The sequence below is a fragment of the Porphyromonas sp. COT-290 OH860 genome, assembly GCF_000768935.1.
In the GTDB taxonomy this organism is placed as follows: domain Bacteria; phylum Bacteroidota; class Bacteroidia; order Bacteroidales; family Porphyromonadaceae; genus Porphyromonas.
The window spans coordinates 1-24,533 of record NZ_JRAR01000012.1; the positions used below are offsets into that span (position 1 = coordinate 1).

Genomic DNA, 24,533 nt, shown 5'->3' on the forward strand with positions numbered 1-24,533 from the left:
ATGTCGATACAGTTAATTACATATTAAAGATAGTAATAATCAGAGATATATACGACGTTTCTAGCCCAAAAGAGGCAAAATGCCGTGCAACGGTCTCAAAAAACACCGAGAAAGATACAAGAAACTTTGAGCGGCGCATTGCGCAATGGCCTCATTAATAATCAGAGATATAACACGTCTAACCGCACATCTAACCGAAAAGAGGCTAAATGCCGTGCAACGGTCTCCTAGTAGCATGAAAACAACCGTCCAAAACGCCAGAAACACAAATGACTGCTAAACAATAATATAAATTAAATATCTGGGCGATTTCATAGATTTTCGGCTTATCGTTTGGCACTTCTTCCCATCAATTTTACTCGATTGGTGGGCACACCTTGGCTAATCAGTCCTCCAATGCCTCAAGATCTTCCCACCAATTTGCATCAAGTATACAACCAAGCTCCCCATAGGCGTCCTCTTACCTACCGCAATACGAGGGTTAATCCTTTACACTATTTAACTAAAAAGATGAAAAACGTAGCTCTCCCATCAATCATTTTCGCAGTGGATTGATCTTTACTGCTTAGACTCCTTGGCATTTACCCCTATCCGCTGTTTGTTTCTTGAATCAGAAAGGCGTAAATTTACCCGAGTGAACAGGACATTAGCTATCAACTTCTTCCCAAATAATACCTTCCTATGAGTCAAATTAAGGAATACATTGCAGCCAACGAGGAGCGATTCCTTGAGGAGCTATTCGAGTTAATTCGCATTCCAAGCATCAGTGCCAAAGGAGAGCACAAGGGCGATATGCAGCGCTGTGCCGAACACTGGCGCCAGCACTTGCTTGCTCTCGGAGCGACCAAGGCAGAGATCTATCAGACCGAGGGACACCCGATTGTCTATGGAGAGTACATACAAGACCCCAATCTACCTAGTATCCTCGTATATGCGCACTATGACGTCATGCCTGCAGAGCCTCTAGAGCTGTGGAAGAGTGGCCCCTTCGAGCCAGAGGTGCGTGACGGACGTATCTGGGCTAGAGGTGCAGACGACGACAAAGGACAGTCGATGATCCAAGTCAAGGGATTCGAGACTGCACTTAAACTAGGATTGGTGCGTTGCAATGTCAAGTTCCTCTTCGAGGGCGAGGAGGAGATTGGCTCCACACATCTAGAAGCCTTCTTGCAGGGACACAAAGAGATGCTCTCGGCAGAGGCTATTATCGTCTCGGATACTAGTATGGTCAGCGACGAGATCCCCTCTCTGACCACTGGCCTGAGAGGGCTAGCCTACTGGGAACTAGAGGTAACTGGTCCGAATAGAGATCTACACTCTGGGCACTTCGGAGGTGCTGTGGGTAACCCAATCAACGAGCTGTGTAAGCTGATCGCCAAGATCCAAGACGAGCGAGGACGCATCACGATACCCGGCTTCTACGACGACGTGGTAGACCTGACCCAAGAGGAGCGTGATATGATCGCACGTGTCCCCTTCGACGAAGCCAAATATCGAGCAGCGATAGATGTAGACGCCGTGTGGGGCGAGGAGGGTTACAGTACGCTCGAGCGCAATAGCTGCCGCCCTAGCTTCGATGTCTGCGGCATCTGGGGTGGCTATCAAGGCGAAGGAGCTAAGACCGTCCTACCCAGCAAGGCATACGCCAAGGTAAGCTGTCGTCTAGTGGCTGCTCAGGATCACCACAAGATCAGCCAAGCATTTATGGACTACATCAAGGCGATTGCTCCCAAGCACATTCGCGTAGAGGTGAGGCCTACTCACGGAGGTGAGGCCTATCTCTGCCCCATTGACCTACCAGCCTATCGAGCTGCCGAGGAGGCGGTAGAGGTTGCCTTCGGGGTACGCCCATTGGCTGTGCGCCGAGGTGGTAGTATCCCTATTATTGCGGTCTTTGAGCGTGTCTTGGGCATCAAGACAGTACTCATGGGCTTCGGTCTAGAGAGCAATGCCATTCACTCGCCCAACGAGAATATGCGCCTAGACTTCTTCCGCAAGGGGATCGAGTCGGTAGCAGAGTTCTACAAGCGATTTCCCAGATAGGTAGGCACAATCATTGACAATTTATGCTCCATGGGGGTAGGGTTCATGATAACTCTATCCCCAATATTCTTTTGTGCAGAGGTTTGGAGTAAATATGATACCCGTGGGTATGAAGTTTTTGTAGTAAGTTTGCCGACAGAAGACAAACCAAAATGATAGACGAAGAGCTTATATACGACAAAATTGATACGCCGATCTTTCGCCTTATCGGAGAGGTTGCCGATGAGCTTGGGCTAGAAACATACGTGGTCGGAGGCTACGTGCGTGACCTATATCTATATAGGCCGAGCAAGGATATAGACATCGTTTCGGTGGGGCGAGGGATTGATTTGGCTAAGGCTGTGGTCGCTCGCCTCGGGCGTGGCGCTCATCTAGCTGTATTCTCTCGCTTCGGGACTGCGCAAGTCAAGCAAGGTGACTTGGAAATCGAGTTCGTGGGCGCTAGGCGAGAGAGCTATTCGTCCGATAGTCGCAAGCCTATGGTCGAGGATGGGACACTGGAGGAAGATCAGCAGCGACGTGACTTCACGATCAATGCTTTGGCCATATGCCTCAATGCAGATCGCTACGGCGAGCTAGTAGACCCTTTCGATGGGCTAGGCGATATGGAGAACCTAACCATACGCACGCCTCTCGACCCAGATCTTACTTTCAGCGATGATCCGCTGAGAATGATGCGTGCCATTCGTTTTGCCTCTCAGCTTGGTTTTTTCATCGACCCCGATACATTCGCTGCCATTGGTCGCAATGCCAAGCGCATCGAGATCGTTTCTGCCGAACGCATCATGGTAGAGCTCAACAAAATCCTCCTCTCCCCTCGCCCATCGGTAGGTTTAGAGCTTTTTGAGCAGACAGGACTAATGGCGGAGGTCTTCCCTGAGTTGCTAGAGCTCAAAGGAGCAGAAACGAAGGACGGCGTAGGGCACAAGGACAACCTAACCCACACTTACAAGGTCGTGGATAATCTCGCCAAGGTACTTAATGCTCGTGGCAGACAAGACGGAGATCTGTGGCTACTCTGGTCGGCACTCCTACACGATATAGGCAAGCCCCGTACGAAGCGGTTTGATAGACGACTAGGTTGGACGTTTCACAACCACAATTACGTCGGGGCTAAGATGCTCCCGAAGATCTTCCGTCGCCTTAGACTGCCCCTAGACGGCAAACTCAAGTATGTACAGAAGCTCGTGGAGCTACACATGCGCCCTGCTACATTGGTGGACGAGGGGGTGAGCGACTCAGCCATTCGACGCCTACTCTTCGAGGCAGGGGACGACATAGACGACCTGATGATGCTGGTCGAGGCTGACATCACGAGCAAGAATCCCGCTCGTGTCAAGAAGTACCTCGACAACTACGTCATCGTTAGGCAGAAGCTCAAGGATATAGAGGAGAAAGATCGCATACGCAACTTCCAGCCCCCTGTGGACGGTGCCTTGATCATGGAAGTCTTCGGGCTATCTCCCTGCAAGGAAGTGGGGCTAATCAAAGATGCGATCAAAGATGCGATCCTAGAGGGTGAGATCCCCAACGAGTATGATGCCGCATACAAGTATATGCTTAGCCAAGCGGAACAACTCGGGCTAAAGCCCAAGCAAGTCTAGTCGCCCCCAATTATGGACTATAAATTAAGCTCTCGTAGGATCTACGGGAGCTTATTGCATACTACGATAGCCTAGAGTAACAAGCAGCTTGCTTGACAAACTGAATGCTAAAGTGGTGAAAATCGGGGATTTTGGCGTACCTTTGTGGTGCCGTCCAATGGGATGTCGCCTTATTTGCATATTTCTAGGGGAGGCATCAGACCCATTAAGGGGCGTCATTTAGACACAAGACATAGAATTTATATGAGTAAAAAGAAAACACCCGTGAGGGGTCAAACGAAAGATAAAAAGACGAAGCACAAAGTAAGTTCACGGAAAACAGCCACAACCACCTCCACCCGATCTACTAGACGAGGCATTACAAATCTAGAAATCGAGGAGGCTATCCGCCGTTTGTTTGAGCAAGAACCTAATAAGGTATTCAACTACAAACAGGTTTGCTACCTATTTGGTCAGACCTCTATGGCGCAGAAGCGACAGATCGTATCTGTGCTGGAGTCACTCGTGATGTTTGGTTTACTTGAGGAGGTCGAGATGGGGCGCTATCGCCTCGCCGCACTTGGACAAACACTCGAGGGTCAATTTACTTGTCGCTCGGGTAGATACTACTTCGAGCCAGACAATGGTAGCGAGCCAATCCCTCTTAGCGAGCGAGCAGCAGGGAGAGCCCTGCACGGAGATCGTGTGCGCATAAAGATCTCTACGCCCAAGGGCCGCCGCCGAGAGAGCGAAGTCATTATCGATGAGATTCTAGAGCGTAGCGAGCAGACCTATGTAGGCAACTTGCAGGTCAGCCGTGGCCATGCCTTCTTCGTCAGCGAAAGCCGAGAACTACGCCAAGACATTTACATTCCTATCGACCAAATGAATGGAGCGCACAAGGGCGACAAAGTGATCGTGCGCATACTCGGTTGGGACAAGCGAGCCAAAAATCCGCATGGGACCGTTGTTGATGTGCTAGGAAAAGCTGGGGACAACAATGCCGAGATGCACGCCATACTTGCAGAGTTTGGCTTGCCATATAGCTATCCCGAGGAGGTAGAGCGTGCTGCCGATGAGCTAACCGACGAGATTACCCCCGAGGAGCTAGCACGCCGAGAGGACTTCCGTAGCGTTACGACCTTCACGATCGACCCACGAGATGCCAAGGACTTCGATGATGCGCTCTCTATCCGTCACCTAGACAACGGCTTAGTAGAGGTTGGGGTACACATCGCCGACGTGAGCTACTTCGTTCGTCCCGGTAGCAAGATAGATGAAGAGGCCTACAAGCGAGCTACGAGTATCTATCTCGTAGACCGTACTATCCCGATGCTCCCCGAGCGTCTATGCAATCTGCTCTGCTCACTCCGCCCAGACGAAGACAAGTATAGCTACAGCTGTGTCTTCACGATGAACGCGGAGGCAGAGATTATAGACTCTCGCATTACACGAGGTGTAATCCGAAGCAACCGTCGCTTCACCTACGAAGAGGCTCAAGAGATGATCCAAGGAGCGGAAGGGGACTTCAAAGCGGAGGTACTAGAGCTCAATACGCTAGCGCAGAAACTCAGGGCTAGACGCTTCGAGCATGGCAGTATCGCCTTCGATCGCCCAGAGGTTCGCTTCGAGATTGATGAGATGGGACGACCCGTATCTGTCTACATCAAGGAGAGCCTAGAGGCACATCAATTGATTGAGGAGTTTATGCTACTAGCCAATAAAACCGTAGCTCTCGCTATTGGGCGACCAGAGTCTGGCAATGCTAAAACGTTCGTCTACCGAGTGCACGACCAGCCAGACCAAGAGAAGATGACTCAGCTGGCCGAGGTAGCAGGGCGTCTTGGCTATCGCCTACGAGCGCAGGGCTCCAACCGGGCCATTAGCGACAGCCTCAATAAGCTCCTCGCCGATGCCAAGGGTAAGCCCGAGAACAATCTGCTCTCGACTATTGCTATTCGCACGATGGCCAAAGCCAAATACACGACTGAGAATATCGGTCACTACGGCTTGTCATTCGACTTCTACACCCACTTTACCTCGCCCATTCGTCGCTACCCTGACCTCATGGTGCATCGTTTGCTTACTCGTTACTTAGTCGAGGGTGGCAAGTCTGCCGACAAAAAGACCACAGAGGAGGCCTGCGAACATTCGTCTGCCATGGAGCAGCTCGCCGCTCAAGCCGAGCGTTCGTCCATTCGCTACAAGCAGGTGGAGTACATGAGTCGCTTCTTGGGTGAGGAGTTCGACGGCGTAATCTCTGGTGTAACCGAATGGGGTCTGTACGTAGAGCTTGACGAAAACAAGTGCGAGGGCATGATCCCCACAAGGGATCTTACAGACGACTATTACGAGCTGGACGAAGATTCCTTCACACTCATCGGCCGCCACACAAGGCGTCGCTTTACTCTAGGAGATAAGGTACGCATTCAGGTAGCCCAAGCCAATCTGGAGCGTAAGCAGCTAGACTTTGCTCTAGTGAAGGAGTAATACAGTTCCAGAGCTGGGGAGCACAACCTCATTTAGCACAAGAGAGAGGGGACAGACAAGGGATATTTTGTCTATCCCCTCCTGCGTATTTATAGACCCATGGCCTCGGCCCTATCTCTTCTGTGCACCGATCTCCAGAGGCAAACGATCACTAGGCCTACCATCGTAGGTCTATGCGCAGATATTATGAGTAAGAAATACAAACAGTTTAGTAACTTTGCGTACAAATGAACGGAGGAACTCCCAAGAGCAACACCTCCATTTAGTTTGATATTTGGTATAATACAAGTAAAATCAATGAGTAAACTTAAGATCGTTGGGCAGGCAATGCCCGACATGCCTTGGGAGGATCGTCCCGCAGGCTCCAAAGAGGTTATGTGGCGCTACTCTGCCAACCCAATCATTCCTCGTGATTTGCTCCCCACCTCCAACAGTATTTTCAATAGTGCTGTGGTACGCTTCGGCGAGGGCTATGCAGGGGTATTCCGCTGCGACGACACCAACAGACGTATGCGTCTGCATGTGGGTTTCAGTGATGATGCGATCAACTGGAACATTAACCCCGAGCCACTCAAGTTTGAGTGCGACAACAAGGAGATCGGCGAATGGGTGTATGGCTACGACCCTCGTGTCGTTTTCATCGAAGACCGCTACTATGTAACTTGGTGCAATGGCTACCATGGTCCAACGATTGGGGTGGCTTATACCTTCGACTTCAAGACATTCCACCAGCTAGAGAATGCGTTCTTGCCATTTAACCGCAACGGCGTACTCTTCCCTCGCAAAATCAATGGCAACTTCGCCATGCTTAGCCGTCCTAGTGACAATGGGCACACTCCATTTGGCGACATCTTCTATAGCGAATCACCTGAGCTTGAGTACTGGGGACGCCATCGCCACGTGATGAGCCCAGCTCCATTTGAGGATAGCGCTTGGCAGTGCACCAAGATCGGTGCGGGTCCTATCCCCATCGAGACTAGCGAAGGCTGGCTACTCATTTACCACGGTGTACTCAATAGCTGCAACGGCTTCGTTTATGCTTTCGGCTCGGCTATCCTAGATCTAGACGAGCCATGGAAGGTTAAGTTCCGTTCTGGTCCCTACCTCATCTCTCCACGTGAGATCTATGAGTGCATGGGCGATGTACCCAACGTAACATTCCCATGCGCTGCACTACACGACGCGGAGACTGGCCGCATCGCAGTATACTATGGTTGCGCAGACACGGTGACGGGTCTTGCCTTCGGTTACATCGACGAGATCGTAGAGTTCACCAAGAAGCACTCGATCATCTAGTAGTAGGCTACCAAAGCCCCCCAAATAATATCGCCACAAGTCTTGCAAGACTTGTGGCGATATTATTTGGTAGAGCCTCTTGGCCGCACTGATACTCTGCGATGAGTTATCAGGCTACTAGGGCTTCTTGCCCAGAGGTGGTGGGCACTACTCTAGACGCCTGCGGCCATTGAGGAGATCATCTTTCTTAAACAATCTTACAGCCACACTTCTATTTCTTACTCCGAGACTCGTAAGAAAATTCACATGAAAATCCGACTCTGACTTTACTGGATAGAAAGATACACATCGGTACATACGAGATCCCGTAAGATCATGGCTGGAGAGCGACATATAGTACCCATCTAGCCCGGGGTTTAGCTCCGTTACATCTCGAGAGGAGTTTTTGGTCTGATTTTCGTAGCTAACTAGAGAGCCCGGAGCCGACAGTGTTCTATGTATGCTATGATCCCCCGTCCAAAAAGGTTCGCCTTGATTAGCCAAATCCTGAAGCGTCATATTAGCTCCATTCTCGCCAAGATATACGACATCAATCACTAGAGCAGTGTTCTTGGAGTTTTGTCCTTCCCAGCATACATCCTCTCCAAGCACTGTATATCGGTAGGCACAGAGCATCGTATTGTCTGGGGCTGGAGTATGGAACTTCCTCTCTCCCTCAACGCTAAGATCAGTCGTGCACGTGTTATGCTTACCAAATCTCAGAGCATAGACGACCTTCTTATTTGAAGCCGTCTTTCGGGGAGACGAATACTGGCTTGTATAGGTCTGACGCAAAACATCACAGATCTGCTCACCTTCACCAGTCGTCATAAACTCCTCAACAGAAGCAGGGTTCTCATTTTTCACAAAATGAATGGTGTCAGCCCTTGAGCCCGGGAAAGCTCCCCACCAATCCTCAATCCGTGGAATGCGGTATCTAGTATCTAGTCGTGGGGTTTCTAGGCAGGTACCTCCGTTATGGTCGAATATCCGATCTGAGATTTTCTCCGTAGAGAGGTTCCTACTTTGAGGGTTAAATATAGGATCATACGTCCCCGAGGCAACATACCAATTGTAGTATCCCGACTCATCATTCTTATGCGACCCGGCAAATCTCAGCAGACCAGAGTATCGTTTGGACTGAGAGAGGTTCCCACCACCACTTGAATTGTTGGTATTAGGGATATCCACCACACCTGCCTCTCCACCTTGCAGGTTGTACTCGGTGAGGTACTCTATGGGTAGAGCTACACGCTTCGTAATAGTTGTGGTCAGATGATGAACAGCATGGTTCTGAACCTGAGTATTCGGCTTCGGCATATAGGAGGTAAAGTACAGATGCGTGTAGTCGTGATGCCACTGATCACCACCTTTCGCCGTGCCTCTCACCAAAATTCTAGTCTTGAATTCTTCGGTTTCATCAGGCGAGATTGGATTATTTCCCGTTCCCATGACCCATGTATAGTAGGTCTGACTATACGATGTAGCCGAATTCTTTGTGCCAGCCTCGGCAGGGATCGTTTCGGGCTGATTGAGCTTGTACTCCATGATTGGGTAGCAGTCTGCTCCACCCTTCCCCGTCCATATGGGCAGAGGCGTCGATTCGGGGTTATTAGCAAAACTAAATGTGCCTTGGTCTGTATAGGCCGAAGACCAAATCTGGAAGCCGGTCATCGTAAACTTCTTCTCCTCCGCAGGAGTATCCATTTGGGACACAACCCCCTTGACAAGTTCATTCCCAAACTTATATCCAATTACCGAGCCGAGAGGCTTGAATTTGACTTTGTGACTCGCCTTTCCATGTGCAACTATAGTCGAAAACTCTCGTTTGCTCGTTTCGAGCTGTACCCAAGGGAAAGCATAGGGGACCTCTAGCTTGACCTGATCACCAATATGGGATACACCAGTCAAGGTACGAGTAGGTTCAAATGTGATCTTTTTCCCCTCTAGCTTCCCTCCGATAATCCCCGACACATACCAGCGTCTGCTAGGATTATTAAAGACTGCTCCTTCGTTATCGAGGTGTATAGAGTTCGCCTCTAGGTTCGCTGTGTTAGTAGTTAGCTTGAGCGTTCGGCTGCTGGCCAGGTAAGTCCACTTGAGTGTCTTAACAGCCAAGATTCCGTCATTGCTACAAATAGCGGTATGCACATCAACAAGATCTCCATCTTGAAGTCTTGGACGGGGAAGACTATTCCTATTGCCCTGCTCTAAATAGAGAGGTAGCCCTTTGAGGCCCTCCAGATTAATCTCAAGATCTAACGCTACTGATGAACTGCCTCCACTCCCGAGCTCTACACTCGGCTCTCTCTGATTTTCCTTATCCTTGCAAGAAAAAAGAAGCCCCACACCCAATGCCAAAAGCATAAGGCGATAGGACAATGTTTGATTAAATAGTCTACGATACATGTTTCTCTCGCTCTTTTTGCGATATATTTCAGTTTCCATTCTTCTCCAATTAAACATACAGATGCAACTCTCTGATCCTAGAGGTCATCTCCTTCTATAAAGTCTTCAATACATCCTTCCACCGAAAGAGTCACTAAAAGACTTTGAAGATTAGAGAACACTAGGATCTCCCCCTGAGGCTTTACATACTCTTCTTTCATAATTTTTGAAACAATACCCAGTTAAACAAAATGAAATATTTTTGCGCAAATTAACAGACATTTCAGAATTAATCAAAATAAAACTATTGGAAATAAATTTTCACCAATGATCAGTTATATCGCTTGAAACATATTTTTTTGTAAATATTGTCTGAAAATCTATTATACAGAATGGGGGCATTCGCAAAAAACGCACAATTTACATGATACTTTCTCTAGCCGAAATCACCATTTTTATGATATAGTTCTTCTAGGAAAGCCCTCACCTTTCATGTTTTTTGTTAAATACTGCAAATAATCTTACGTAGAATTTGTGCGAAGAGTCTAATGATCTACCAAGACTAGTGGGCTATGACAGAAAAATTGAAGGACTAATCATTTTTGATTAGAGGACTAATCCTTTCTGGTGTGTCCACTAATCTGACAAAATGAATGGGAAGAAATGGCCGAGCAGGCGACAAGAAGGCATAGAGTTACCCCCAACACACATCTCATACACCTGACCATTAGGAACTTATAGAAAACCATTTTAGGCGGTTATTTTGGTTCGGCTCGGAACTAAGCGCCAAAACGAGGCCAAACTCAATCTAGAGCCTCCCAGAGGCCAAATACGCAGTCTAATATTTTTCGGTCTTGTCCAAATCGATTTTCCCATCAACAATCGAAAAGTTGGTCTAAAATCTAAAATCCCGCCTTTACGAAAAGAAGCATCTTTGGCTTGTAAGAGTAACTCAGTCGCCTTTCTCAAAAGGATGGGTACTAGAGCCAGTCAGGATTTGTATGTAATTTGCTTAGAGGCTAGCTAAACACATCCCTTTATCCCTCATAATAAAATATATAACAGGGGTATTAACCCGATAATTAGTCAATAGATTATATCTATAATACAGCATATTGGCACAAAACACATACCTATATATGGGGACAATAGCCAGAGATAAAAACCCCAAATACCTACAAATGGCGATTGTCCTAGTAGGCCGTGGGGGAGTAATTTTGCACCCAATGATTTAATGCGGTGCGGTGTACCTATTTCTAGGAGGATATGCCACGCCGTGGTATAAATAGAGTGATTAGCAATTAATATATGCGCATCAAATTACTAGTGGTACTGGCATGCTGTTCGCCTTTGCTTCTACTCGGGCAGAAATCCGAAGCTCAAGCCGATAGCATTCTCCAGCTCCAAGAGGTGGTAGTGCAGTCTAGACAAATCCTTGGTAGTAAGTTTCAGGCTCAGAACCGAACGGGGTCTGCTTATTACATCTCTCCGACTGAGATTAAGAAGCTAGGCTATACCGACATCAACCGAATGCTCAAATCCGTCCCCGGCGTCAATATGTACGAAGAGGACGGTTTCGGCTTGCGTCCTAATATCAGCCTTAGAGGTACCAAGGCCGAGCGTAGTGAACGTATTACAATCATGGAGGACGGCATCCTTGCTGCTCCAGCACCATATTCCTCTCCTGCGGCCTATTACTTCCCCAATGCTGCTCGCATGCATGCGGTGGAGGTACTCAAGGGGAGCAGCCAAGTACAGTATGGGCCATTCACTACAGGGGGAGCTATTAATATGGTTTCAACTCCTATCCCCGCTAAGCTAGACGCCAAACTCTCTTTCTCTTATGGGAGCTATGGTACACTCAAGGCACACGCTATGGTTGGTAATAGCCACCGCTACTACGGATATATGGTGGAGTACCTGCGTATGAAGTCTAATGGATTCAAACGCTACGCCGACAAACATGGCGAGGGGCTAGAGCGTAATGATATACTAGCTAAGTTTCGCGTAAATACAGATAATAGCTCGGGAGCGAACCATGCTGTAGAACTAAAATTCGGCTATGCCAATGAGCACTCGGACGAAACCTACGTCGGGCTAACAGAGCTAGACTTCCAGAAGACACCCTACCTCCGCTATGCAGGCTCAGCTGTGGATAACATCAAGACTAAGCACCAGCAATGGGTTGCGACTTATTTATTTAAGCTCCGCAACACTTTGCAAATTACAGCCAATGCCTACTACAACTACTTCCACCGAAACTGGTACAAGCTCAACGATATACGTGCAGGCGTTACCTCTGGCGAGATCCGCTCGCTCGAGTCTGTACTTGCCGAGCCCGAAATCAACTCAGCCTACTACGATATTCTCACAGGGCAAACCGACTACCTCGGCGCAGGGCTGATCGTCAGAGCCAATAACCGTAGCTACCACGCCTCCGGGCTACAAGCCAAGGCAGAGTACAAACAGCGTCTTGGGCAGGTATACACAACCCTCGAGACAGGTGTACGCTACCATGTAGATATGGAGGACCGCTATCAGTGGGACGATGCCTACTCAATGCAACAAGGGAAGATGCACCTATATCTGCCCGGTGTGCATGGTGCGCAGTCCAACCGCATTACCTCGGCTCGTGCCTTGGCGAGCCATCTACTCGCCAAGATTGCCTACAAGTCGCTCTCCGTAACCACAGGTCTACGCTACGAAGACATTGTCCTCAATCGTAATGATATGGGTAAGCGTGACCCACGCCGTACAGGTATGCGTCGCCATGAGCTAGGCAATACAGCACGGGTGCTTATCCCCAGTCTTGGGGCCAACCTCAAACTCCTCAGAGGTGCATCTATATTTATGGGCGTACACAAGGGTTTTGCTCCTCCGGGAGTGACCGACATACCACGCGTAGTGCCACACCGTAGCCTAATCCCCGAGGGCGGATTTCAGCAACAGAAACCAGAGGAGAGCGTCAATGTAGAGCTAGGGACTCGCTACGCCCTTGGCGACCTGCACGTCGAGCTCATTGGCTTCTACAACGATTACAGCAATATGCTCGGCAGTGATCTGGCCGCTGCTGGTGGTTTGGGGACGTTGGAGCAATTCAACATCGGTAAGGCTATTGTGCAGGGAGCGGAGTTTATGCTACGCTATCAGCCTCTACCCAAGAGCTGGAAGGTTCGGCTACCAATACAGCTTTCCTACACCTACACCGATACCGAGATGCGCAATGCTTTCGTAAGCAACTCATGGGGCAAGGTGGACATAGGCGACGAGATACCGTATATATATAAGCATGCAGTAAACGTACGCCTAGGGCTAGAGCATAAGTGGGGGGAGCTACACGTAAGTTGCCGCTACAATGCTGATATGCGTACCAAACCGGGGCAAGGGCCTATCGCCAAGCGTGACCTAATACCAGAGCACATCATCTGGGACGCCTCTGCTCAGATACATCTACATAGGCGTGTCAGCCTCACGGCTAACGCCATCAATCTGCTCAACACACCGTACCTGACCTCTAGACACCCCTCGGGGCTACGTCCGGGGCACCCCTTTGGTATGTATATGGGTATCAATGCTCGTCTATAATGCTGGCTCATGATTTAGGATAGAATATGAATAAATTGATATATACGCTACTACTCAGCCTCGTCTGTCTACTCAGCCCATTTGGCCTCTCGGCACAAGGGAAAGTACAAGTAACAGGTGAGGTCAAAGACGAGGGGGGACAGCCTCTGCCGGGCGTATCCGTGGTGGTGGTCGAGAGCAAGGTCGGGGTAAGCACCGATATGTCTGGGAGATTTAGCATCTCTGCCCAAATCGGGCAGAACCTGCGTGTTAGCTTCATCGGCATGAAGACACGCACAGTCAAGATTACTAAGAAGCATCTACACATACAGCTACGGGAAGATGCCAAGATGATCGACCAAGTGGTGGTCACTGGGTACCAAAAAGTCAAGAGCCGTGTCTACACTGGTTCGGCAACCTCCGTCAAGCTCCAAGAGATCAAACTAGAGGGGATTACCGATGTATCTCGTATGCTCGAGGGACGTGTCCCCGGCTTATCGATCCAAAATATATCGGGGAGCTTCGGCTCTGCACCACGCATCAACATACGTGGTGGTGCCTCTATCGTAGGTAATGTACAGCCTCTGTGGGTGATTGATGGTGCAGTCTACGAAGACTTAGTTTCACTCAGCCTAGACCAGCTCGCCTCGGGCGATGCGGTCACACTGATCAGCTCGGCTGTAGCAGGGCTCAACCCAGCAGATATCGAGGATATACAGGTGCTCAAAGACGCCTCCGCAACCTCGGTCTATGGTGCGAGAGCTCTCAATGGTGTGATTGTGGTATCGACCAAGAGCGGCAGGCGCAACGCCCCTACACGTGTCAATTATTCGTCCGAATACAGCTTCCGCCTCAAACCTAGGTATCAAGATTTTGACCTGCTCAACTCTCAAGAGACGATGTCGGTCTACCTAGAGATGCAGAAGAAAGGACACTTTGGTCTGCGTGAGTCGCTCTATGGGCGTAGATCGGGCGTATTCTACCAACTCTACAAACAGCTCTCTAGCCTAGACCCCAAGACGGGCGGCTATGCTCTGGAGAATACCCCGGAGGGCATCAAAGGATTCCTACGCCAACACGAGTATGCCAATACGGACTGGTTCTCCGAGCTCTTCACCTATAATCCTACGATGAGCCACAACGTAAGCCTATCGGGTGGATCGGAGCGCATGGCGGCACGTGCCTCTGTGGGCTACCTGCATGACGGTGGATGGACACTCGCCGATCAAGTCAAGCGCATAACAGCCAACCTCAAGACCGATTTCTTCCTCACCAAGGCTCTAACGGTTTCTCTTTCGGCGCAAGGAAACCTGCGTCAGCAGAAAGCCCCAGGGACAGTACCACAGAGGAAGAATGCTACGCTCGGTAGCTTCGAGCGAGATTTCGATATTAACCCCTTTGCCTATGCCCTCGGTACAAGCCGTACGCTACGCCCTCGCAACGAACATGGAGCGCTTGAGTACTACCGCAACAACTGGGCTCCCTTCAACATTCTGAACGAATACGCCTCCAACCGTATGGACATCGATGTGCTAGACTTCAAGCTACAAGGAGAGCTATCGTACAAGATTAGTGAGCAGCTAGAGGCCAAAGCACTCGTATCGGCTCGCAATGCTTCCACGAGCACAGCACATCAGATCCACGAAAGCTCCAACGTAGTACAGGCTTTCCGTGCCAATGAAACGCCTGATGTAGCTCGGGAGAACATCTACCTGCTACACCATCGAGATAACCCTCTGCTACAGCCAAGTATCGCCCTCACTCATGGTGGTATCTACAACAAGACCGAAACCAAACTCCGTAGCTATCTCGGGCGTATGGCTCTAGACTACAATGCTACTTTCGGCGAGCACGACATCAAGAGCTTTGCCTTCGTAGAGGTACGGTATGCAGATCGGAGCATCAACCCCTTCCAAGGATATGGTATCCAGTACGACAGAGGCAATCAGATCTTTAGCAATCCTCTTATATTCAAGAAACTCCTCGATGAGGGGAGTGCTTACTTCTCGCTCAATAGTCGCTACGAGCGAGGTGTTACGGCCTCGTGGAGCGGCACCTATGGCTATGCAGGTAAGTACATAGCCAATGCCGTATTCAACTATGAGGGCTCCAATACCGCTGGGCGTAGCTCTCGCTCCCGCTGGCTACCAACATGGAACGTGGGTGGTAAGTGGAATATAGACCACGAGGATCTGATTAAGAATAGAGAAAGCATCTCCAAGCTAGCCCTGCGTGCAAGCTATGGTCTGACGGCCAAGATGAATGAGCAGGCACTCAATTCTAGTGCAATCTTTGAGAATATCATACTTAATAGATTGGCGTTCGAGGACAGAGAGAATGCCCTACGGATCCGCCATTTGGAGAATAGAGATCTGAGCTGGGAGAAGATGTACGAGCTCAACATTGGGGTTGATGCAGGCTGGTTCAACAACCGCATCAGTACGACGCTCGACCTCTATCAGCGTAATGCGTTCGACCTCATCGACCTCGTAAGAACTTCCGGCGTAGGTGGCGAGTACTACAAGTATGCCAACTTTGGTGATATGCGCACTAGAGGTCTAGAGCTTGCCTTACATACGAAGAACATACTACTTGACGACTTCAGTTGGATCTCTAGCTTTACCCTAAGCTATATGCAGCAGGAGATTACTCGTCTGCTCAATACACCCAATACGTTTGATATGGTTTCGGGACGTGGCCGTGGCAATATCGAGGGTTATCCTAAGGGATCGCTCTTCTCCTTCAACTTCCAAGGACTAAGTGATCGAGGTCTACCAACCTTCGACTTTGGGCTCTATCCACAGAGCAACCACCCCTTCGCTCTGAGTACGGGAGCCGACTTCCTCGACACACAGTACTCCAAGAGCTATCTACTTTATCACGGGCCAATCGAGCCTAATCTGATTGGAGGACTGTCGAATACATTCCGATACAAAGGTTGGGAGCTAGGGCTCTTCGTGACGGCTCAAGCTGGCAATAAGATCCGCCTCAACCCAACCTACGACCCCGCTTTTGCAGACCTAAACGTCTTCTCTCGCGATTACTACGACCGCTGGCTGGTACAGGGCGAGGAATATAGGACAGACGTCCCCACACTACCCTCGGTGGATCTCATTCGGGAGGTGGGGCGTGAGAGCCTAGAGCGAGCCTACAATACCTACAACTTCTCTCAGGTCAAGGTGGCAGACGGTAGCTTCATCAGAATGAAGAATATCTCGTTGGCCTACACCCTACCTCAGAGCCTACTCAAATCTCTGCGCCTGCACTCGGCTGGTGTACGCCTGAACGTGACCAATCCGTTCTTGATCTACGCCGATCCCAAGCTCAAGGGGCAGGATCCTGAGTTCTACAAGTCTGGCGGTGTGGCTCTGCCGACGCCTAAGCAGTACACGCTCACACTCAACCTAGGGTTCTAAACAAAAAGCAAATCAACGATGATGACCAAGTATAGATGCCAAACGTTGCTACTTGCCTTAATGATGCTCCTCGGCTCGTGTGGCAAGTATCTAGATGTAACGCCCGACTCCTCCTTCGATGTGCCTATCGATAACGAGGATAAAATAGCGGAGCTACTGACGGGAGCTTATCCCGATGCAAGCTATTTCCCTTTCTTGGAAGCACGTACCGACAACGTAGGCGAGCGCACCTACGGCGAGCACTATCAGCTCAACGAGGCAATGTACTTCTGGGAGGACTATGACCAAGAGGATTTAGATACGCCACTGGCGTACTGGAATGCTTGCTACCGAGGTATCGCCCAGGCCAACAAAGCCTTGGAGCTTCTCAAAGGGTACCCCAAAACCGAGCGCATCAAAGCTCTGTATGCCGAGGCATTCCTGCTGAGAGCATACTTGCACTTCATGCTCGTCAATATCTGGGCAGAGCCGTATCGTGGAGCTGCTTCGGAGCAGGATCTAGGTATCCCCTACATCAAGCACCCAGAGAAGCACGCTCTAGTGAACTACAATCGAGGAACGGTAGCCGAAGTCTACCGACAGATCGAGGCGGATCTGCGGCTTGGGATCAGTCTAGTCAATGATACTTATTATAAGAAACCCAAGTATCACTTCAACAAAAAGGCTGCCTATGCCTTCGCCTCCCGCTTTTATTTGGTCAAGGGAGACTGGCAGCAGGTCGTAGCCTATGCCAACTATGTACTCGGAGCTACGCCCAAGACCGTGATTAGAGATTGGACTTCGTACGAGAAGGACTTCCGGTTCAACCGCACATCTCTACACAGACGCTACAACGCCACAAGCGAACCTAGTAACCTGCTCCTCACCACCACGGAGTCTAGATGGGCCAGAGATCTACGGACGCAGATCTACGGTACGACCCTCACGGAAATGAAGACGATCTACAACGGTAGGGGTATCCTAGGCTGTACCGACTACGAGAAGATGAATTTAGCTCTGGCATACGTTTTCGAGGGGTCTCCAGCACCTGTCAAGGAGGGTGTTTATACGGCTAAGTTCAATGAGCTAGCTCTTTTCGGTAGTACTGGCACTCGCCCTAGAGATCTCTATGTGACGAACATCTTGCTCACTACGGACGAAGTACTACTCAACCGCATCGAGGCCTACACAATGCTTGGTCAATATGATTTAGCTATCGACGACCTACTGACTCTGATGCAGACCAAATATCACATGACACCTCCTTGCTCCCGAGAGGCTTATACCAACTCTCAAGAGGGTATGTATGGCGAGATCACCCCTTTCTATGGCATATCTCGCAAACAGCTAGGTCTACTACGCATCGTTCTTGATTTCCGCCAGAAGGAGTTCCTACACGAGGCGCTACGCTGGTTCGACATCAGGCGCTTCCATATAGCCGTCAAACGCAACAGCAGGCACTCGCTCTATCGTCCTCTCGAGCGTGACGACTATCGCAAGGTGCTGCAGCTCCCTGCAGAAGCTATCCGCAGAGGCCTAGCACCTAATCCTCGCAATGAAGCCATCAATTAGTCATTAAGCAAAGAAGCCTATATAAATTATGAAGTCACTATATAGACTGTGGTCATCTAGCTTAGTCAGCCTTGCTATACTCTTACCATGCTCTTGCAGTAGGGAAAAGCTATCGGAGGAGAGCGTAGTGGAGAGCTACTTGCGCACACCTGCTCAGACAGAACTAGACGCTTGGATCACTCGCGAGTTCTCTCCCTACAACCTCCAAGTACATTACCGCTGGCAAAAAGAGAATCTCCCCTCGGGTAGCATCGCCATTCCGCCTAAAACGGATCGTGTGCAGCTGGTGCTCGAGGCCGTCAAGCAACTCTGCCTCGAGCTCTATCGCCTCGAGCGAGCTGGAGGTAAGGACTTTCTGCTAGGCAAGGGGATTATTCGCATCACTCTGCTCGGTGGTTACGAGCTAGATGCTACAGGCGTACTCATGCGTCTGTGGTATCCTCAGACTGCGAGCAATGAGCTATTCATCTTCGATACGAACACTTTCGACCCTACGGACCGCAAGTCGGTCTATCGTCTCATGCGTAGCGTACATCATCAATTCGCTAGACGTCTGATTGAGCACATTCCTTACGACCGAGACGCCTTCCTAGCCATCGGAGCCAAGGCTTATGGCTCTTTGGCTCTGCCTCCCTCGCCTAGAGAGGTCTACCGCCGTGTGGGGATGAGCGAGTATGCCCATAGACGAGGTTTCTACACGCTCTACTCGATGGCTTCGCCCGAGGATGAGTTTGCCGAGCTTATCAGTGTCTTCTTGCTCCACTCGGCCGTAGAGCTCAAGCGAGTGGAGGAGATTGCCGCTAGACCTATCTCCGACCAGCCGGGCGCCAATGAGGAGGCTCAAGAGGCTCTGCGCCTAATTAAGGAGAAGCGTGCCTTCGTAGAGCGTTACTTCAAGCAGCAGGTGGGCATTAGTCTTAGCCGTCTGCAGCTACTTAGCCTCAAGCAGCTGAATGCCTACTACACGCAGCATCAGTCTAAGTAAATCGTATACCCCAGTTATGTGTAAAATTCTTTTGACCATACTTGCTTTGGTTTTTCTCATTCCTAGCTGTCGAGAGGAGGCTGTCTTCCATCAGTCCCCCTCCGAGAGGACTCAGACACATCTAGAGAACTTCCACCGTACCCTCACTTCCGCTCCACACGGCTGGAAGCTGACTTACTTCCCACGTATCGACTCATTGCTTTTTCGCAACACGACACTACGTCTAGGCTGGACGGATATCGAACCCAACAAATACGGCTACGGAGGCTATACCATGTTGGTCAAGTTTAAGCCAGACAATAAACTAGAACTCAAGGTTGATCTAGATACTCCAACCGAGGCGCAGCCCTTGGTAGGTGAGTATAGTCTCAGCCTAGGCAGCAGCCTGCAACTAAGCTTCACGACCTATCTACCGATACATGACCTTGTGACCTCAGAGCTCTATGGGGTGTCGGACTTTGTCTATCGCTACACGGACTACAGAGGTAATATGATTCTGACCACTGGTGGAGCAGAGAGTAGTAACCGGCCGTACATTCTTCTATCCCCTCTGCCCGACGAAAAAAGCTGGCAGCAGGCAGCTATCCTCGCCCAAAACAATCGTAAGTTTTTCGAGGCGATGGCTAATCCCCAGATTTTGATTAGGAGAGGGGGGCGTGCTTTCTTCCATAGTGATGTTTCACTTAGGCATCCACATGGCGATACAACTCGTGAGCAAGAGCGTAACAGACGTCGTTACCACATATTCGTTGCCGATATAGATAAGTATTCTCATGTATTCAAAGGATATAACGCTATTGGTTCTGGCTATGTGGGCACAGAAACAGGGCTATCTTTCAGACCCGGATTTAGTTACGATGATAAGACTACGTTCTGCGACTTTGAGCGTCAAGGCAATAAGTTCGTTGCCGAGCTTGTGTCTGTCTACGACCCTCAGTTGATGAAGTTTCGGCTTGTAAGCAAACATCTCTTCCCCGACGGAGAGCCAACGAACTACACTGCCGAGATCATAGATACTCCACTCCCGTAAACTTAGAGATTGAAAATTGATGAATTACCTCAGATATATCATGGCTCTTGTGAGTATTGCCTCACTGCCTCTACTAAGCTCTTGTAGAGAGAAACCTCTACTAGAGGAAGACGAGGACTACAACAGGCTTTTCCCCTTCACGGGCATCAGCAAGCCCGACACTTCTTTTGAAGATATGACGGTGATGCCCTGTGACCCTAGCATGGCTCTCCATGCCTACAAGTATCCAGGCGTTGAGATTGCCGAAGATGCAAGAGAGTATGAGGTCACGATCAAGGCTCTCTTTACCCTGACAGACAAGAGGTCAAGCGCAAGCTACGTGTTACGCTACATCAGCGCCGACAAGCGACTTGTGACAGCTAGCTCTATCCCTAAGGACGACGTAGCCTCAGAAACTCTAGTGGCTAACGAAGAGTTTATCAAAACTTTTACTGTGCAATCGGGCTACCCTCTCTATCTAAGTGTCAATGGTGTGGCTCCTCGCGGATCGACCATCAGAGCGAGTATCACTGCTCGATCGGTGGACGGACTAGTCGCTGTCCCCAAACTCTCAATGGAGCAGTCACAGAATAAGGAGGGTCCCAACCCAATCCCTGCTCCCTACTGTGAGTACATCATTCTACCCTAACCCAAGACGGATGACTATGTATTTTGCATATCAACTACTCAAAAAGCTACTGATGAGCCTTGCTCTAGGTGCTACACTGATAGCTTGCCAACCCTCACCACTACAAACGGTGGAAACGGGCGAATTGCTACTGCCAGATCAAGACCCCAAGTATAGGTTTACACGCAACCAAGAGAGTAGTGTAGACACGCAAGAGCCAGATCTGCTACGTAGCACACTCAATGAGCTACATGAGCGCTTCCTTGATCAAGCTCAAATCCGCAATCAGGAGCTGATGAATACAGCTCAGCAAATGTTTGACCTAGGCCTCTATGGCTACGCTCCTAAGACTTATATCGCACAATCACAGATGCACCAAGAGCATAGGGATCAAATACTCGCCGATTTGAACGCTCTGATCGAGATCTCGGCCAAGTTATCGGGCCTTGGTGCACCCAACCCCTCCCAACACCGCAGGCGAGAGGCCGCACCCATGATCTCGGGCTTCGTCGATGGGGCTCTCGGAGGCAAACTTGTTTTCGTTGATGAACGTGGGCTTGTGGTAGCTCGTGCTTTCGCTAGTGCTATACTAGGGGCAATCAACCTAGACCAAATACTCAACGTACATCTCGATGACCGTGTCGTACAGAGCCGAGAACTGGAGCGTGACCACGAGAATCAAGTTCTCATTAAAGGGAATAACTACACCGCTCTAGAGCATCACTGGGATCTGGCTTATGGTTACTATCTACAGGGATTGCGTGCGCTTGCTCTTAGCGATGGCATACAAGCCCTGCGTGGTACGGCTCGTCGCTTGGATTTGGCATTTACGCTGGGGCGTATCGACATCAACTACCATCTTTATGATATGCTTCCACGGCATGTACAGACGATTCGCCAAGAGCTCAAGCACGTTTGGCTTACCCGTCTTGAGTATCTTCTGGTTGGGGGGAATACACTTGCCAACCTCGGCGAAACGCCCACATTAGCTTTCTCAATGCTCTCGCAGGCATACGGTATGATCTACGCCTTGCAGTTCTTGCGCTCTCCCGAGGGCAAACCTTACTTTACCTATCAAGAAGTCAAGGAGCTGCAAGCTCAACTAGTGGGAAACAAGGGACTGTGGGACTATAAACGTCTTAGAGGTGATGGCACTGAAATGGGCGACTTACATAGAATTGTCCAAATGATCAAGACTAGACTTAATACAAGATAAATCTCTTACAACTATCAACTAAAAACTAGATCAATGAAAAAAATTGCTTTGGCTCTGGCTCTCGCAGGGCTATTGACTCCTAAATCTCTTTGGGGTCAAGCAGACAAACAGAATCTGTGGTACAACCCCGGATTTGAGATAAAAGATGAGTATCGTGGTGAACCAATCTACGACCGCTGGTCATTTAATGGGCAGCCGATTACCAACTTTAACTTCAACACAGAGAAGCCTCACTCAGGCGCAAATAGCTTGAAGCTCTTCCCTACAGCTAAGGGAGCTCTATCTATATATGACGCCGATTGGGATTTGCTACAGCGTTATCCAGCCAAGAATGGAGATGTCTTTACTCTGAGCTACTGGCATCGAGGCAGTCTTAATGTTGATGCCCTAGAAGTAACAATACGTGCCTACAGCGCCAAGGATAAGTACTCGCCTATTCTCGAGAAGACGATTGCTGGCTCCAAGGTTCTGACTCAACAAGACTGGGCGAAGAAGACCGTAGCGATACGTATTGACAATGCGGATCGCAAGGCCGACATGCAAGATCAAGAGATTGCTTTCTTCGAGATTTCGCTTGAAATGCCTTTCGTTTTCAACTCCGATAAGGTCATCTACCTCGACGACTTTGAACTCATTGAGGGTGCACCCGAACCAGAGGTTAAGCTAGAGGCTCCTGCGGTGATCAATACTGCCGCTTTTGAACGGGAGATCGAACTCTCTTGGCAGGCAGATACCGACAAGCAAGTAACATGGGAGGTCGTAGTAGGCGACCAAACATTCCCTGTGAGCCAGCCAAACTATATTCTAACAGGCCTAGAGCCTCGCAAGGACTACACGATCAAGGTTTGCTCTGTGAAGGGACAGCATAAGTCTGCCTACAAGGAGATTAAAACCTCTACCAGCCTAATTCTCAAGAATGAAGACGACGAAACACGCCTGCCCTATCTGCGCACACTCAACTCTGCAGGTACAGCAAGCCAGACAATCAATCTCTTCTACTCCGACCTATATCGAGCCAAGGAGGCTAAGTTCACGTACTGGATCAATGGTAAGGAGGTAAAGCCAGAGGGGTACAAGCTTACCTTCCCACACAAGGGCGAGAACCAAGAGCTCAAGATCAGAATCGAAGAGGCCCCCTCACAGATCTGGGAGCTCACCTACATTCTAGAAATCATCTAACATAAGCAATAGACAAGATACAATATGAAACGTATATTTTTAGCTCTAGCCCTACTAAGCCTAGGAGTTTCCTCATGCAAAGAAAAGGACGCACCAGTAGAGCAAGTCGCAGAAATTAAGATTGGAGATAGCGACCTCAAGGAAGTTGTCTTGGACAAGGGGACGCATCGTGACATTCTCCTCTCTGGAGGTAATGGTAAGTTCTCGGCTACGGTCAAGAATTCTAAAATTCTAGAGGCCAAGATTGATGGCGGATACCTCAAACTCAAAGGGCTTGCCTATGGAGAAACGGTAGTACTGCTCCGCTCACATGACAAACAAAAGACCTTAACCGTTAAGGTAGAGCGAGCCGAGATCAGCCTTACCGACACTGAGGTAACGCTCTATCCTAGTCAGGAAAGACAAGATATCAAGGTCATCGGAGGTGGTGACGATGCTATCGTAGAGGCCGAGAACCCAGAGATGGCTATTACGTACGAGTGGGACGCCAAGACTAGCAAGCTAAAACTAAGAGCTAACCACGAGGGAGAGGCTAAGCTTATCTTCCGCTCACAAGATAATAAGCCTGCCAAGGAACTCAAGATCATCGTCAAAGCAGACAATAATGTATCCGATCAGATCGGCTTCTATGGCACAACGAGCAAGACACTCAGACCATACTTCAGTACTTTGCTACATGCCTACAGACCGGGCAAGATGATTTGGATATCAGCTTCACCACGTATGAGCCGAGATCAGACACGTATTCTGATGGTGCCTCTAAAATCACCAGAGAAAGGACGCAAAATAGAGAAGTCGAAGATTACCTTCATCAACGTTGATGACTCTAAGTTCCCCTCGGGCGAATATGATCTCATCGTAGAAGAGGTAGTGCCAGCCAAAGGACTAGTTACACTACGTGGGCAGGGCTTCAAACTCGTTGTCCCATATGACAAGTAGCGAGAGCCTAAAGACTATGGGGCTGTGGACAAATTCGTTTTTGCCACAGCCCCTTCTCTTTGTTTTGATTCTAGATTTGTTGCAAGATCAAGGTTAAAACCTTATCGAAGCACCCTATAGTGGGTGCAAAAGCACCTATTATTGTATGCATTCGCACCCAGTATAAGGTGCAACACGATGCTTCCCCATTTTGAAAAATGGCGTTAGAAGAAACTCAATCTATGGGCTCAAGCCAATGATGAGCTAAGTTGCAAACAACATTGCAAA

At 49.5% G+C, this 24,533-nt stretch carries 15 protein-coding genes; 13 read left to right on the forward strand and 2 right to left on the reverse strand.

Features of this window, described 5'->3' with window-relative positions:
- The first annotated feature begins 681 nt into the window (after window positions 1–681).
- The 4 genes from HQ41_RS01640 to HQ41_RS01655 all read left to right on the forward strand — a co-directional run bounded on the left by HQ41_RS01640 (window position 682) and on the right by HQ41_RS01655 (window position 7,412).
- Window positions 682–2,043, forward strand: a complete 1,362-nt coding sequence (locus HQ41_RS01640) for a dipeptidase (RefSeq protein WP_044187024.1) — start codon at window positions 682–684, stop codon at window positions 2,041–2,043.
- A 152-nt stretch (window positions 2,044–2,195) separates the two neighbouring features.
- A complete protein-coding gene (locus HQ41_RS01645) occupies window positions 2,196–3,647 on the forward strand; it encodes a CCA tRNA nucleotidyltransferase (RefSeq protein WP_044187026.1) in 1,452 nt (483 codons plus the stop codon).
- Window positions 3,648–3,890: 243 nt separating this feature from the next.
- The gene (gene rnr / locus HQ41_RS01650; RefSeq protein WP_044187029.1) at window positions 3,891–6,116 is read left to right on the forward strand and encodes a ribonuclease R; all 2,226 of its coding nucleotides are present in this window, start codon (window positions 3,891–3,893) and stop codon (window positions 6,114–6,116) included.
- 297 nt (window positions 6,117–6,413) lie between these two features.
- Complete coding sequence (locus HQ41_RS01655; protein ID WP_044187032.1) at window positions 6,414–7,412, forward strand: glycoside hydrolase family 130 protein; 999 nt, start codon at window positions 6,414–6,416, stop codon at window positions 7,410–7,412.
- A 147-nt stretch (window positions 7,413–7,559) separates the two neighbouring features.
- Here the strand turns inward: HQ41_RS01655 and HQ41_RS01660 are convergent, their stop codons facing one another.
- Both HQ41_RS01660 and HQ41_RS09920 read right to left on the reverse strand, forming a co-directional pair.
- Window positions 7,560–9,839, reverse strand: coding sequence for a hypothetical protein (locus HQ41_RS01660; protein ID WP_152567297.1), 2,280 nt, complete (start codon window positions 9,837–9,839; stop codon window positions 7,560–7,562).
- 38 nt (window positions 9,840–9,877) lie between these two features.
- On the reverse strand, window positions 9,878–10,000 hold the full coding sequence (locus HQ41_RS09920; protein WP_255327491.1) for a hypothetical protein: 123 nt from the start codon (window positions 9,998–10,000) through the stop codon (window positions 9,878–9,880).
- 1,087 nt (window positions 10,001–11,087) lie between these two features.
- On the opposite strand from HQ41_RS09920, the gene HQ41_RS01665 reads away from it, so the two are divergent.
- From HQ41_RS01665 to HQ41_RS01705, 9 genes are read left to right on the forward strand one after another with little or no spacing between them, the layout of a single operon-like run.
- Window positions 11,088–13,364 carry a TonB-dependent receptor domain-containing protein gene (locus tag HQ41_RS01665; RefSeq protein WP_044187036.1) on the forward strand — a complete coding sequence of 759 codons (2,277 nt, stop codon included), beginning with the start codon at window positions 11,088–11,090 and terminating at the stop codon, window positions 13,362–13,364.
- A 26-nt stretch (window positions 13,365–13,390) separates the two neighbouring features.
- On the forward strand, window positions 13,391–16,759 hold the full coding sequence (locus HQ41_RS01670; RefSeq protein WP_044187038.1) for a SusC/RagA family TonB-linked outer membrane protein: 3,369 nt from the start codon (window positions 13,391–13,393) through the stop codon (window positions 16,757–16,759).
- A 21-nt stretch (window positions 16,760–16,780) separates the two neighbouring features.
- Complete coding sequence (locus tag HQ41_RS01675; protein WP_044187065.1) at window positions 16,781–18,310, forward strand: RagB/SusD family nutrient uptake outer membrane protein; 1,530 nt, start codon at window positions 16,781–16,783, stop codon at window positions 18,308–18,310.
- A gap of 28 nt (window positions 18,311–18,338) precedes the next feature.
- On the forward strand, window positions 18,339–19,295 hold the full coding sequence (locus HQ41_RS01680) for a putative zinc-binding metallopeptidase (RefSeq protein ID WP_044187041.1): 957 nt from the start codon (window positions 18,339–18,341) through the stop codon (window positions 19,293–19,295).
- A gap of 16 nt (window positions 19,296–19,311) precedes the next feature.
- On the forward strand, window positions 19,312–20,325 hold the full coding sequence (locus HQ41_RS01685; RefSeq protein WP_044187044.1) for a DUF4302 domain-containing protein: 1,014 nt from the start codon (window positions 19,312–19,314) through the stop codon (window positions 20,323–20,325).
- Window positions 20,326–20,344: 19 nt separating this feature from the next.
- The gene (locus HQ41_RS01690) at window positions 20,345–20,953 is read left to right on the forward strand and encodes a hypothetical protein (RefSeq protein ID WP_052405223.1); all 609 of its coding nucleotides are present in this window, start codon (window positions 20,345–20,347) and stop codon (window positions 20,951–20,953) included.
- Window positions 20,954–20,969: 16 nt separating this feature from the next.
- Window positions 20,970–22,148, forward strand: a complete 1,179-nt coding sequence (locus HQ41_RS01695; RefSeq protein WP_161780568.1) for a DUF4856 domain-containing protein — start codon at window positions 20,970–20,972, stop codon at window positions 22,146–22,148.
- A gap of 33 nt (window positions 22,149–22,181) precedes the next feature.
- The gene (locus HQ41_RS01700; protein WP_044187047.1) at window positions 22,182–23,327 is read left to right on the forward strand and encodes a fibronectin type III domain-containing protein; all 1,146 of its coding nucleotides are present in this window, start codon (window positions 22,182–22,184) and stop codon (window positions 23,325–23,327) included.
- A 24-nt stretch (window positions 23,328–23,351) separates the two neighbouring features.
- A complete protein-coding gene (locus tag HQ41_RS01705) occupies window positions 23,352–24,266 on the forward strand; it encodes a hypothetical protein (protein WP_044187050.1) in 915 nt (304 codons plus the stop codon).
- Window positions 24,267–24,533 lie beyond the last annotated feature (267 nt).